The 13,130-nt window shown below is 66.3% G+C and carries 10 protein-coding genes and 2 pseudogenes; 8 read left to right on the plus strand and 4 right to left on the minus strand.

All coding sequences use genetic code 11. The features are described from left to right. Nucleotides 1-298 precede the first annotated feature (298 nt). The 3 genes and pseudogenes from ACNUDN_RS04520 to ACNUDN_RS04530 all read left to right on the plus strand — a co-directional run. Nucleotides 299-1,537, plus strand: coding sequence for a fatty acid desaturase family protein (locus ACNUDN_RS04520; RefSeq protein WP_419120837.1), 1,239 nt, complete (start codon nt 299-301; stop codon nt 1,535-1,537). A 149-nt stretch (nt 1,538-1,686) separates the two neighbouring features. Then, complete coding sequence (locus ACNUDN_RS04525; RefSeq protein WP_419120838.1) at nt 1,687-2,601, plus strand: alpha/beta hydrolase; 915 nt, start codon at nt 1,687-1,689, stop codon at nt 2,599-2,601. An 85-nt stretch (nt 2,602-2,686) separates the two neighbouring features. Further along, nucleotides 2,687-3,259 (plus strand): annotated as a pseudogene (locus ACNUDN_RS04530) (amidohydrolase family protein); the annotation flags it as partial. 55 nt (nt 3,260-3,314) lie between these two features. Here the strand turns inward: ACNUDN_RS04530 and ACNUDN_RS04535 are convergent. Beyond that, complete coding sequence (locus ACNUDN_RS04535; RefSeq protein WP_419120839.1) at nt 3,315-4,550, minus strand: IS256 family transposase; 1,236 nt, start codon at nt 4,548-4,550, stop codon at nt 3,315-3,317. 132 nt (nt 4,551-4,682) lie between these two features. Between ACNUDN_RS04535 and ACNUDN_RS04540 the strand changes: the two are divergent. Beyond that, nucleotides 4,683-5,066 (plus strand): annotated as a pseudogene (locus ACNUDN_RS04540) (amidohydrolase family protein); the annotation flags it as partial. A 135-nt stretch (nt 5,067-5,201) separates the two neighbouring features. On the opposite strand, the gene ACNUDN_RS04545 reads toward ACNUDN_RS04540, so the two are convergent. Genes ACNUDN_RS04545 through ACNUDN_RS04555 form a run of 3 tightly spaced genes read right to left on the minus strand, consistent with a single transcriptional unit; the run spans nt 5,202 to nt 7,297 of the window. Further along, on the minus strand, nt 5,202-5,468 hold the full coding sequence (locus tag ACNUDN_RS04545; protein WP_419120840.1) for a hypothetical protein: 267 nt from the start codon (nt 5,466-5,468) through the stop codon (nt 5,202-5,204). Continuing rightward, nucleotides 5,465-5,776, minus strand: coding sequence for a hypothetical protein (locus ACNUDN_RS04550; RefSeq protein WP_419120841.1), 312 nt, complete (start codon nt 5,774-5,776; stop codon nt 5,465-5,467). The genes ACNUDN_RS04545 and ACNUDN_RS04550 overlap by 4 nt, the downstream gene beginning before the upstream one ends. A 24-nt stretch (nt 5,777-5,800) precedes the next feature. Further along, entirely contained in the window at nt 5,801-7,297 is a 1,497-nt protein-coding gene (locus ACNUDN_RS04555; RefSeq protein ID WP_419120842.1) for an EspA/EspE family type VII secretion system effector, read from the minus strand. Between the two features lie 341 nt (nt 7,298-7,638). On the opposite strand from ACNUDN_RS04555, the gene ACNUDN_RS04560 reads away from it, so the two are divergent. The 4 genes from ACNUDN_RS04560 (at nt 7,639) to ACNUDN_RS04575 (ending at nt 13,129) form a co-directional block, all read left to right on the plus strand. After that, nucleotides 7,639-9,750, plus strand: coding sequence for an EAL domain-containing protein (locus tag ACNUDN_RS04560; RefSeq protein ID WP_419120843.1), 2,112 nt, complete (start codon nt 7,639-7,641; stop codon nt 9,748-9,750). A gap of 77 nt (nt 9,751-9,827) precedes the next feature. Beyond that, entirely contained in the window at nt 9,828-10,706 is an 879-nt protein-coding gene (locus ACNUDN_RS04565; RefSeq protein ID WP_419120844.1) for a formylglycine-generating enzyme family protein, read from the plus strand. 201 nt (nt 10,707-10,907) lie between these two features. Beyond that, nucleotides 10,908-11,708: a GntR family transcriptional regulator gene (locus ACNUDN_RS04570; RefSeq protein ID WP_419120845.1), complete on the plus strand. Its 801-nt coding sequence runs from the start codon at nt 10,908-10,910 to the stop codon at nt 11,706-11,708. Between the two features lie 65 nt (nt 11,709-11,773). After that, nucleotides 11,774-13,129: an arylsulfatase gene (locus ACNUDN_RS04575; RefSeq protein WP_419120846.1), complete on the plus strand. Its 1,356-nt coding sequence runs from the start codon at nt 11,774-11,776 to the stop codon at nt 13,127-13,129. The last annotated feature ends 1 nt before the right edge of the window (nt 13,130 follow it).

Raw genomic sequence — 13,130 nt, forward strand, 5'->3', positions numbered from 1 at the left:
CAGGCAAGACCCTATTGTAGTGATCGCTACGGTAGCGTAGTGATCGTTACACAACGGGGTTCAGTGGTCGAGGATGGCGTTGGGTGGAGTACGGCGACGAGGTGATCGGCGGGCCTCAGATTCCGGATTCGATCCTTGCGAATCCAGCATCTCAACGCCGAGGTTGAGGAATCCCTGACTACTCACCCGAATCGTGGCAGCACGCCACGATCGGCTGCGACGGTCGGCAATGATGCCGAAATTCCTTCAGCCGCAAGCAACTTCGGCAATTATCCACCTGGGCAAAGGGTTGACACATATGGCAATCACAGACGTACCCGAATTCGCGCACTTAACCGACGCGGACGTGGAGAGCCTGGGACGTGAGCTCGACGCGGTTCGCCAGGACATCGAGGATTCCCGCGGCGCGCGCGACGCGCGCTACATCCGCCGCACCATCGCCGCCCAGCGCGCGCTCGAGGTGGCCGGCCGGGTGATGCTCGCCGGCAGCGCGAAACGCAAGTACTGGTGGGCCGGCACCGCGACCCTGGGCGTGGCCAAGATCATCGAGAACATGGAGATCGGCCACAACGTCATGCACGGTCAGTGGGACTGGATGAACGATCCGGAGATCCACTCCTCGTCGTGGGAATGGGACATGAGTGGCGCCTCCAAGCACTGGCGCTTCACCCACAACTTCATGCATCACAAGTACACGAACATCCTGGGCATGGACGACGACGTGGGCTTCGGCGTCATCCGCGTCACGCGCGATCAGCGCTGGCGGCCGATGAACCTGGCCAATCTGTTCTTCAACACGATGCTGGCGGTCGGTTTCGAGTGGGGCGTCGGGCTGCAGCATCTGGAGTTGGGCAAGATCTTCAAGGGCCGCGACGACCGCAATGAGACGATGGGCCGCGTCAAGGAGTTCGGCATCAAAGCCGGCCACCAGGTGGTCAAGGACTACGTCGCCGCCCCGGCGATCACCTCCCTGTCCCCGGGGGCGACCTTCAAGTCGACGCTGACCGCCAACGCCGTCGCCAACGTGATCCGCAACGTGTGGGCCAACGCCGTGATCTTCTGCGGCCACTTCCCCGACGGGGCGGAGAAATTCACCAAGACCGACATGGTCGGCGAGTCGCGGGGCCAGTGGTACCTGCGGCAGATGCTGGGCAGCGCCAACTTCGAGGGCGGCCCGCTGCTGCGGTTCATGAGTGGCAACCTGTGCCATCAGATCGAGCATCATCTGTTCCCGGATCTGCCCAGCAACCGGTATTACGAGATCTCGATACGGGTCCGGGAGATCTGCGACAAGTACGACCTGCCCTACACCACCGGAAACTTCCTGGTGCAGTACGGCAAGTCCTGGCGCACCATCGCGAAACTGTCGCTGCCGGACCGGTTTTTGATCGACACCGCCGACGACGCCCCGGAGACGCGCAGCGAGCGGATGTTCGACGGGCTGGAGCCGTCCCAGCGGCGTGGTTTGAAGTCGGCCATCGCGGCGGTGCGCCGATCGAGCGGGTGGCGCCCCAAAATGGGCGCTGACTTTCGCTGATCTGCGCACCAAAGAGCAGCTGATGCAAAGGAAAAGCGGCGCCAGCACAGGGTGTCTGGTAGACGGGAGTCAGTTCCGGCCGCGACGAGTGCTTTCGGCGCCAACGAAGCAGCGTATTGCTGCTGTCTAACGGAGAGCGAAGGGAAAAGATGAAGGCAGATCCACTCTCGGTCGTGGTCGATGACGTCGAGCTATCCGGAGTCTACGCCAAACCTGAGAATCGGCCGCGTGCACTGATAATTGCGCTGCACGGTGGCTCTGTAACGTCTCGCATCTACGACCAGCACATCCCAGGTGATGTCTCGTACTTGGATTTGGCCGCGCAACTGGGCTTCGCGGCGATCGCACTCGATCGCCCAGGATACGGAGCAAGTTCCGGAATCAGCCCAGACAGGACCTGCTTCGACGAACAGATCGCCATCTTACGAAGTGCCATCGCAGACCTGTGGGTCCGTGTCGGCGCCGAAAGCGCCGGCGTTGTGCTAACAGGAAATTCGATCGGCGGAATGCTGGCACTATGCCTTGCGGCGGGCACCAGCGACTTCCCGGTGCTCGGAGTGAGCGCGCACAGCGCAGGCTATAGCTGGACTCGCGGCTTCGCTACGGAACTCCAACACCGTATCGACCACGAAGCGTCGACCCATATCGATCCCCGCGGGCGGAGCATGGACGTTTTCGGGCCCGACTGGACGTGGCCTCGGCAGACTGCCCAGTCGTTGCTAGACAACTCCGCGCCCGCCCCGGTACGGGAGCTCCATGACGCGCTTCAATGGCCCCAACGACTAGGCCGGATAGCAGGATCGATCACGGTTCCAGTACGAGTCGCGATCGCAGAATACGACGACCGCTGGGCATCGACCCCATCAGCCCTCCAGGAATTACGCAACCTCTTCACCTCTGCCGCGCTGATTGAGGTCCGTCAGCAACGCTTCGCAGGCCATCAGCTGAACGCAAACTACGCTGCTCGCGCCTTCTACCTTCACGAGCTTGCCTTCGCTGAAGAATGCCGACTCGCCGCCGTCACCTCCGCGTTCAGTCCACGTCCGCATCGACCCGCCTCATAGGACACCGCGGCACGATGCCGCTGCCCTGAAGGTTCTGCGTGCTCACCCCCAACCACACTGATTACAGCTGACAGGACGTGCACTCATGGCGCGAATCGACACCCACCACCATTTGGTGCCACCGTTCTATCGGGCCGCGCTCCGCAAGGCGGGGATCGTTGAGGCGGGTGGGCGAGCGTTGCCTGATTGGAGCGCGGAAGCGTCGCTCGAGGCGATGGAATTGCTGGGTGTCAGGGCTGCGATCCTCTCGGTTTCGGCTCCTGGCACCACCTTTCTGGCGCACCGTGCCGATGCCGCCGCACTGGCGCGTGACCTCAACGACTACACGGCCGATCTGGTGACGAAGTGGAATCAGAGTTTTGGGTTCTTCGCCACAGTTCCCATGCCGCACAGTGCTGCCGCGGTCACGGAGTCGATACGGGCGCTCGACGACCTTCGCGCCGACGGCGTGGTGCTGCTGGCGAACAGCGCCGGCGTCTACCTAGGCGAGGAAGGTCACGACGAACTGTTCGCCGCCCTCGACGCGCGATCGGCACGGGTGTTCATACATCCGTGCAACCTGCCCGGGCCGGCAGTTCAACATCTGCCGCCGTTCGCCGCAGACTTCCTGCTCGATACCACACGCGCGGCGTACTTACTTGTGCGCAACGGAATTCGGTCAAGTCCAGGGACGTGGTGTACGACGTCGTCGTGTGATTCTTCGTCGTGATGGTTCAGGCGGTTAGTGCCGCGGGGGTGTCCTCCTGTTCGGTTGGGGTGCCGTTGACGGTGCGTGATTTGCTCAGGACGTCAAGTCCCAGGTAGCGCCGCGACTCGGCCCATTCGTCGTGTTGTTCGGCCAGGACGGCGCCCACGAGGCGGATCAGCGCGTCGCGGTCGGGGAAGATCCCGACGACGTCGGTGCGCCGGCGGATCTCCTTGTTGAGACGCTCCTGGGGATTGTTGGACCAGATTTGGCGCCAGATCTGTTTGGGGAACGCGGTGAAGGCCAGCAGGTCCGGCCGCGCCGCTTCGAGGTGTTCAGTGGTCTTGGGCAGTTTGTCGGCGAGGGCGTCGATGATCCGGTCATATTGGGCTGCAACGGATTCAGAGTCAGGTTGGTCGAACACCGAGTGCAGTAGCGTCTTGACCCACGGCCAGGACGCCTTCGGGGTGACGGCCATCAAGTTGGTCGTGTAGTGGGTTCGGCAGCGCTGCCAGGCCGCGCCAGGCAGAGTGGCGCCGATCGCGGCGACCAGCCCGGCGTGCGCGTCGCTGGTGACCAGCTTGACCCCGGACAGCCCACGCGCGGTCAGCGACCGCATAAACGTCAACCAGCCGGCCCCGTCTTCGGCGGTACTGACCTCGACGCCCAGGATCTCCCGATACCCGTCGGCGTTGACCCCGACCGCGATCAGGGCGTGCACGTTGACCACGCGGCCACCTTCACGGGCCTTGAGGACCAGGGCGTCAGCGGCCATGAATGTGTATGGGCCGGCGTCCAGCGGCCGGGTGCGAAACGCCTCGACCGCGGCGTCGAGTTCTTTGGCCATCACGCTGACCTGCGACTTCGACAGGCTGGTGATGCCGAGGGTCTCGACGAGTTTGTCCATCCGCCGCGTGGACACCCCGAGCAGATAGCACGTCGCGACCACCGTGGTCAGCGCCCGCTCGGCGCGTTTACGGCGTTCCAGCAGCCAGTCCGGGAAGTACGAGCCGTGGCGCAGCTTGGGGATCGCCAGATCCAACGAACCGGCGCGGGTGTCGAACTGGCGATGCCGATACCCGTTGCGCGAGTTGGTGCGCTCAGACGTTCGTTCGCCGTACCCGGCGCCGCACAGGGCATCGGCCTCGGCGCCCATCAGGGTGTGGATGAACGTGGCCAGCAGCTCGCGCAGCACGTCGGGATGGGCGGTGGTGAGTCGTTCGGCCAGCACGGCGGGCAGGTCGATATTGTGGGCGGTGGTCATCGCGTCGATTCCTTTGCTCGAGTGACTTTGGTCGGTCTCTCGAAGAATCACGCGATGACCTTCAATCATTCGGCTACGACACGCCGGTAACCCTGATCAGGCCCGACTCGTACACCACTCTGCTGGACGCAACCCGGAATTCGCCATACCTATCCGAATATCCGATTCATCCTCAGCCACTCTGGAGGATTCGTACCCTATGCGTCGCACCGAATGTCGCTTGCGATTTCCGCCGACACCGGACGCAGCGTCGCCGGCATCCTCGACGAGTTCGCGACCTTCTACTTTGACACGGCACTGTCGTCCAGCCCGGCGGCGCTTCCGTCCCTGCTGGCTTTCGCCCAGCCGGCTCACATCACCTTCGGGTCGGATTGGCCTTTCGCACCCGCGGACACGGCGAAGTGGTTCTCGACCAGCCTGGACACGTATGCTGACATCGACGCTGCCAGCCTCGCTGCCATCCACGAGACCACCGCGGTGTCCTTGTTCCCGCGCATCGGTGCGCCAATCGAGTAGTTTCCTCTGCCACAGCTCGCGCGGTGATGTCGATGTGTCTACGGCGATTGAGAGCCGTTCTACGGGCGGCTGGCTCGTACGCCGAACAGAGGGGTTGGTCCGTCCAACCGGCAGCCCGGGGCCCTGCGACCGGGCTCAACGCAGCCCGGCGCCGACGAACATCAGTACCACGAACAGGATTTCGAACGCCACCACCCCCAGCACCGCGATGAGCGCGCCCTTGGCGAACTCGAAGTGACCCCTGGCCGGGATCAGCGCGGCGACCCCGGCGACCAAGGCCGGGAACAACGGCGCGAACGGCCAGAACACCCCCATCGTCAGGCATACCGACGCGAACCCGACGAAGAAACCCGCCAACAGCACCCCCGGCCGCTGCTGCCGCACCGTCTCCGCGCTGGTCATAGCGCCGCTCCCAGATGCGCCACCAGTCCGGTGGCGACGAACACCACCGCCGGCACCAGTCCGGTGAGCGGAGCCAGCACCAGTCCCGCTCCGTAACAACGTCTTTCCGACGAACCTGCACTCCGATAGAGCACTGTCCCGGCCACCAGCAGCGCCACCGCGACCACACCGGTGGCCACCCACGCCGCGACCGCACTCTCCGACGCGATCAGCGCATACACCGTCACCGCCCAGAACACCGCACCCACGAGCGCACCGGTCACCGCCGCTCGCGTCCAGTCGATCACCACATCAACACCCTCCCGCATCTGTGGATTGTAGGTACACACCCGTCACCGACCCCGGACAGACTCGGTGCCCTGCATCGGCGTGTACACCCGCACCGTCGGCGCATCACCCGCCGGACCGAAGGCAGTGAAGTTCCCCGGCGGCACGATCGACATCGGCGGCGCCACCGGAACCGGCGCCGGCTCACCCCCACCGGGGACAGTCGATGGAAGCACCTGCGGAACAACGTTGTTGAAGCTCGATATCACGGTCGGGTCGCCGACGTCTTTGTCGAACGGCAGTCCGGCCAGCGGGCCGGCGGCGTTGTCGAAGAACGTCGGCCACTCCTGCAGCACCGTCGTCGTCGCTCCGCCGCGGTCGCTGTAGACCTCCAGCGCCGGGAACGTCGTCACGTCGGCCCCGCCGACGCGGGGTCCGGTGTCCGACGGCACGATACCCAGCGTCCCGTTCACGCTGATGCCGGACCCTTTGGCCAGGCTCTCACCGCCGGGGGAGAACGGATCGGCGGCGTTGTACTGGATCAGCACCCCGCCGCCGGAGGTCTGCACCGCACCGATCGACGGCGTCCCGGTGCGCACCTGGCCGGTGTCGGCATTGATCGACGGGTTCTGCCGTGCCACCACGATGCCGTTGTCGAAGTCGGTGTAGATCGCCACCCGCGCTGATTCCGGCCCGGCAGTGGGGGAGAAGCCGCGGTTGTCACCGAGATTGTTGTCATACGGTGGCCAGCCCAAGGTCGGAGCCCAGACGTCCTCACTCGGGATGAACAGGTTCGTCCGGACGACCCCCTGCCCCGGCACCGGGTCGATCCGCGCGACCACCACATTGGCCTGCACGCCCTGATTTTTCGGGTCGTAGCTGTGCGGATCGAGCGCCGAGGCGGTCCACCAGTCGCTGCCGCTGACCGGGTCGCGGCCGAAGACGTCCCGGAACGCCTCGATCCGGTTGCGGGTGCGCTCCGATTCGTCGCGTTCGTCGACTCCGTCGCCGTCGCGTTCGTCGACTCCGTCGCCGTCGAGTACCGGAGACTGCGGCGGCCCACCGAACCTCTGGCCGAAGCCCAGAGCCTCGAACTCACCACCGATCGTGGCGATCTCACCGCCCACGGCGTTCAGGGCGGAGTTGGCCTGGCTGAGGATCTCGGTGAGCCGCGCCAGACCGTGCGCCACGATCGGCACCAGCATGTGCTCACCGGCCCGGTTCCTCGGCACGTTCGCCGCGGCCGCGATCACCCAGTCGCGGATCGCTTCCAGATCGCCGCGGCCCGCGGACACGATCCGCGCGGACAGGTCGATCTGCGCGGCCAGGCGCTGATCGAGTGCCCCGAGCGCGCCCACGACGCGCTGATGATCGGTGTTGGCCCCGCCGTACGCCGCCGCTGCGCCACCCGCCCAGGATGACGGAGCCGCGCGGTCCAGGTCGTCGGTCAGGCGGGTCAGAGTCGTGCTGCGGTCATAATCTGAACCCGACTGCGGGGTGCCCGCACCGAACGTGTTCCGTGCCTTCGACCACGTCGCCAGAAACGCTTCGACCGCACTCACCCCGCTGCCACCCCGGCCATGGGTCTCATTGTCGCCCGGCTCCGGCGACCCCCGAGACGCCAATTTGGCTGCCCCTGCCCGGGGCCTCTGGTTGCTGTCGTCGGGGACGATCTTCGGGTCTGTCGTGACCCCGCAGCTGGGCCCGCTTTCCCTCAAATGTTGCCAGGGTTGGAGTCGATTGTTGAAATCGCCAGCTGATCTGGCCTGCAGGCTGACGCATCGGCTCCCGTTGGTTAGCTGTTTGCGCAGTTGAATCGTGGTCGTAGTGAAATCCAACCGCAACTTCGCGAGGAGCCGTCTGTCGCGCGAAAGATTAATTGTCGGGCTTATCATTATTTGCCATGGCCACCCGGATGCTTGGGCATCCCACCGCTGAGCTCCTTGAGGTTCCTGTCGAACTGGTTCGTACCCTGCTGGGCACCCTCCGGCAGCGTCTCGGGATGGAGGCCGCCTGGCTGACCGTGTTCGACGACCGAGCGCAGACAGTCGAGGTGCTCGATGGTGACGCCACCGCGCTCGGCATATCCACCGGTCATCGGTCCAGCCTGTCGGAGTCGTACTGCGTACGCGTCATCGACGGGCGACTGCCTGCGGTCATCCCCGACACGTCGGCCAACCAGATCACCGCGGCGATGCCGATCACGCACGAGACAGGGATCGCCGCCTACGTCGGTGTCCCGGTGCGTGCCAGGGGGGACGCCTATGTGGGCATGGTCTGCCTCGCGAGCCGAGAGACCAAGCCAAACCTCGCCGAGGAGGACCTGCACATCGTTCACCAGGCCGCCGACCTGGTCGGCAGCCTGATCGAATCGCCGGTTCGCGGGCCGGACCCGTCCTCCGCTCAGCGCAAGGCCATCCGTCGGGTGGTGGCCGAACAACGATTCGAGGTGGTTTTCCAGGCGGTGCACGAAGCCACCACCGGCAAGGTGATGGGAGTCGAGGCGCTTGCCCGGTTTCCCTGCGCCCCGTATCGCCCCGACGCCTTCTTCGAACAAGCCGCCCGGTTGGGTCTGGATCTCGAGCTGGAGAGGGCGGTGATCACCCGGGTCCTGGACAAGGTGCCGGAGCTCCCCGACGACGTGTTCGTGGCGATCAACATCTCGCCGGCGGCGGCGCTGGCCGTTCCGTGGTCGAAGCTGCTCGTCGACGTCGACCCGTCGCGCATCGTCCTGGAGATCACCGAACATGCTGCCGTCCCCAATTACGGCGCCCTCGGCGACGCCCTGCAGGCCTGCCGCGCGCGGGGCATGCGCATCGCGATCGATGACGTCGGTGCCGGTTTCGCCTCGTTCTCCCACGTGCTCGAGCTGGGGCCCGACTTCGTCAAGATCGACCAGTCCATCACCCGCAACATCGACGTCGACGGCGCCCGGCACCGGCTCGCACGGGCCATCGCCGACTTCACCGGTCAGATCGGCGTGACCGTGATCGCCGAAGGTGTGGAAAGCCAAGGCGAACTCGATGCCATCGCCGCCGCCGGTATCACCTGGGCCCAGGGCTATCACCTCAGCCGACCCAAACCGCACGGTCACGGATTCCCTACCGCCGACGTGACCGCAGCCGCTTCGGATCGGTTGCCGGCAACGGTCGATCCATTAAGCGGTCGGCCCTTTGACCTCGCGCTGGCCCACTCGCCCATCGGGATGGCCGTCGTCGGACTCGACGGCACCTTCATGCGCACCAATCGCGCGCTGCGCACGATGCTCGGCTACAGCCGAAGTGAGTTCGCAAAACTCACCTTTCAGCAGATCACCCATCCCGATGACCTCGAGGACGATCTCGCACTCCTTGCCGAATGCCTCGAAGGGCGAAGGCGCACATACCATATCGACAAGCGCTACCTGGCCGCCGACGGACGCGTCGTATGGTGCGCGCTGACCGTCGTCGTCATCGCGGCTCCGCACGACCGTCCCCGGTGCTTCTTCTCACAAGTGGTCGACGTGACCGCCGACCGTCTCCGGGAGGCGGAGCTGGCCCGGCGGACGGCCACCGACTCGCTCACTGCGATCGCCAATCGGTCCACCGCGTGGGGCCGGCTCGAACGACTCGAGGCCGGCGGCACCGGCTTCGGCGTGATGCTCTGCGATATCGAGCAATTCGACGCGGTCGTCGGTCGGACTGGCCGGCATGCCGGTGATCACCTGCTGGCCGAGGTGTCAGCGCGTCTGCTGGCCGCTGTGAGCGACGACGACCTGGTGGCGCGATGGGGCGGGGACGAGTTCCTGGTCGTCACCGATCTCTGCGACGACCATGGTCTGAAGGTGCTTGCCGACCGGGTCGCCGAGTACGTCGGCCGCGCACCGGTCCCGCGCCTCGGAGGCCACGAGGTTCCGATAGCGATCACCATCGGCTATGCGGCGCACCGGCCGGGCGACGGCCTGGGCATCGATGCCGTACTCGAGCTCGCCGAGCGGGCCAGGTACGAGCAGCGGCGCAACCGCCGCAGCGCATAGTGACCGCAGTGGCCGGTGCGTCACCTTCCCCGGGGAGACGGCCGCCACCGGATGCTGGAAGAGCCTAGCCTGGCGGGGTGCTTACTGAAACGGTGGATCTCCCCGGCGGCTCCTTCCGCATGGGTTCGGTCGACTTCTATCCCGAGGAAGCCCCGGTGCACGCCGTGTCGGTCGCCCCGTTCGCCATCGAACGGCATCCCGTCACCAACGCGCAGTTCGCCGAATTCGTCGCCGCGACCGGATATGTCACCGTCGCCGAGCGCGAGCTCGACCCCGCCGACTTCCCCGGTGTGCCGCCGGCCGATCTGATACCGGGTGCTCTGGTGTTCCAGCCGACCGCCGGCCCGGTGAATCTGCGCGACTGGCGTCAGTGGTGGACCTGGGTGCCGGGCGCCTGCTGGCGGCACCCGTTCGGGCCGGAATCGTCGATCGACGATCGGCTCGACCACCCGGTGGTTCAGGTCGCCTATCCTGATGCGGACGCCTACTCGCGCTGGGCCGGGCGCCGACTGCCCACCGAGGCGCAGTGGGAATACGCCGCCCGCGCGGGCGCGACCACGACATACGCGTGGGGCGACGACGTGCGCCCCGGCGGACAGCTGATGGCCAACACCTGGCAGGGAGCGTTTCCGTACCGCAACGACGGCGCGCTGGGCTGGACCGGGACGTCACCGGTCGGCACCTTCGCGCCCAACGGGTTCGGGCTGCTCGACATGATCGGCAACGTCTGGGAATGGACCACCACCCGCTACACCCGCCACCACGTCCTCGATCAGCCCGCATCGGGGTGCTGCCCGGCGCCGCCACCGGCCGGAGATCCGACGGTGCACCAGACGCTCAAGGGCGGGTCGCACCTGTGCGCACCGGAGTACTGCCACCGCTACCGCCCGGCCGCGCGCTCGTCGCAGTCCCAGGACAGCGCCACCACCCACATCGGGTTCCGCTGCATCGCCTGATGCGCTGGACATGACGTTCCGGGCGAGACCCGGCGCGAACAGCCCGGGTGGCCGGCCCGCCCGGGTGGCCGGCCCGCCCGGGTGGCGAAACCGCACCGATTCCGCCGCCGCGAAGCCGCTGGCCTCCGCATTCTCCGGCCGGCTTGGTGGCGTAACATTCGGTAATCCGCCACCACGGCCGCCAGCTGGCACAGTGAGGGCATGCCCCGACGCCCGAAGATCCCGCCGAAGGACTTTCCCCGTCCCTCGGTGCGCGAGTACGCGGGCACCCGGGCCGACGCCGCCCGCTGGGTGCGCGACGTGCTGCGCAGTCAGATCCTCGAAGGCGCGTTCGGTGGACTGGCGGCGGCCCGCCCCGCACTACCGTCGGAATCCGAGCTCGCCGCCGAACTCGGTGTGAGCCGCAACGCGATCCGCGAGGCGTTGGAACTGCTGCGCGGCGAAGGGCTGATCACCCGAGTGCAGGGTTCGGGAACATTCGTCACCGGTGCGAAACTGCGTCAGCACCTGGACCGGTTGGAAGGGCTGGCGGAATCCCTTGCCGGGCACCAACTCCCGGTCGACAACGAGGTGCTCTCGGTGCGCGAGTCCACCGCCACCCCGTTCGTCGCCGCCAAGTTGCAGCTCCCGGAGAACGCACCGATCCTGTTCATCGAACGGCGGCGCTCGGTCGGTGGGCTGCCGCTGTCACTGGACACCACTTCGCTGCGGATCGGCGCCATCCCCGCCGACGCCGAACTGAGTCAGCAGGACGTCTTCGCGCTGATCGAACAGGAACTCGGGGTGCGGCTCGGCTGGGCGGAGATCACCGTCGAATCCGTGGCCGCCGACGCCAAAACCGCTGAACTGCTCAAAATCCGGCCCGGTGCGCCACTGTTGCTGCTCCACCGGCTCACCCATCTCGAGGACGGCACCCCGTTCGACCTCGAGACCGTCCGGTACCGCGGCGACAGGTGCTCACTGGTGACCACCGCTGCCCGCGGCACCACCCCACCGCCCTGACCCGAGCACCGACACGTCACGCCCGACAGGGAACCCACCGCACAAGTAGAGAGGTCTATTTCGTCATGCCCGAACAGCCCAACATCGTCTATTTCCACGTCGACAACCTCGGTATGGGAGAACTCGGCTGCTACGGCGGCGGCATCCTGCGCGGCGCCGACACCGCCCGTGCAGACGCCTTCGCCGCCGAGTCGCTCAAGCTCTCCCACTTCGTCGTCGAACCGCAGTGCACCCCGACGCGGTCGGCCCTGATGACCGGCCGGTACCCGATCCGGTCCGGCAACCACACCATCGCACTCGGCGGAAACGGCGGCGGTATCGTGGCGTGGGAGCGCACGATGGGTGACATCCTCTCCGAAGCCGGTTATGCCACCGCGTGTTTCGGAAAGTGGCACATCGGGGCCGAGGACGGTCGCTGGCCCACCGATCACGGTTTCGACGAGTGGTACGGCCCCGCCCGCACCTACGACGAGTGCCTGTGGCCCGACGACCCGTGGTACGACGGGGAGCGCGACGGCTACTCCTACATGTACGAGGGCACCAGGGCCGACGGCGTCACCACCACCGACCAACAGCTGACGGTACAGCTCAAAGGCCAGATGGACGGCGAATACGACCGCCGCGCAAAGGACTTCATGAAGCGCAGCGTGGAGGCCGGCAAGCCGTTCTACCTGTACCACAACCACTCGCTGATGCACTTCCCGATGGAGGTGCGCGAGGAGTTCAAGGGCAAGAGCACCAACGGCGCCTGGGGCGACTCGCTGCTGATGCTCGACCACGACTTCGGCAGCATCCTCGATGCCCTCACCGAACTCGGCATCGAGGACAACACCATCGTGGTGTTCGCCGGCGACAACGGCGCCGAGGACCACCTGGCCGGCCGCGGCACCGCGGGCTTCTTCGACGGCTCCTACTTCAGCTCGGCCGAGGGCGGCATCCGCACACCCTGCCTGATCCGCTGGCCCGGCAAGGTGGCGCCGCGGGAGAGCAACGACATGGTGCACGTCACCGACATGTTCCCGACCCTGCTGCGCTGGGCGGGCGCCGACATCCCGGACGACCGCATCATCGACGGCATCGACCAGCGCGACTTCTTCGCCGGTGCGGCCGAGGAATCCAAGCGTGACGGCTGCATGGTGTGGCTCAACGAAGAACTGCACGCGGTGAAATGGTCACAGTTCAAGATCAACTTCAAGCGCCAGCAGCACTTTCACGACCCCGAGATCCCGCTGGGCTTCGCCCGCATCACCAACCTGCTGGAGGACCCGAAAGAGCGTGAGGCCGTCAACCAGACCTGGGTGCGGTGGTGGGTGATGCAGCACGCCTACCGCTTCATCCAGGAGTTCGACGAGAGCGTCAAGACCGAGGAGCTGATCCCGGCCGGGGCGCCCCTCGACTTCGTGCCGGCGCGCGACCGGTAGT

This window comes from Mycobacterium sp. smrl_JER01, from assembly GCF_048513595.2.
Classification (GTDB): Bacteria; Actinomycetota; Actinomycetes; order Mycobacteriales; family Mycobacteriaceae; genus Mycobacterium.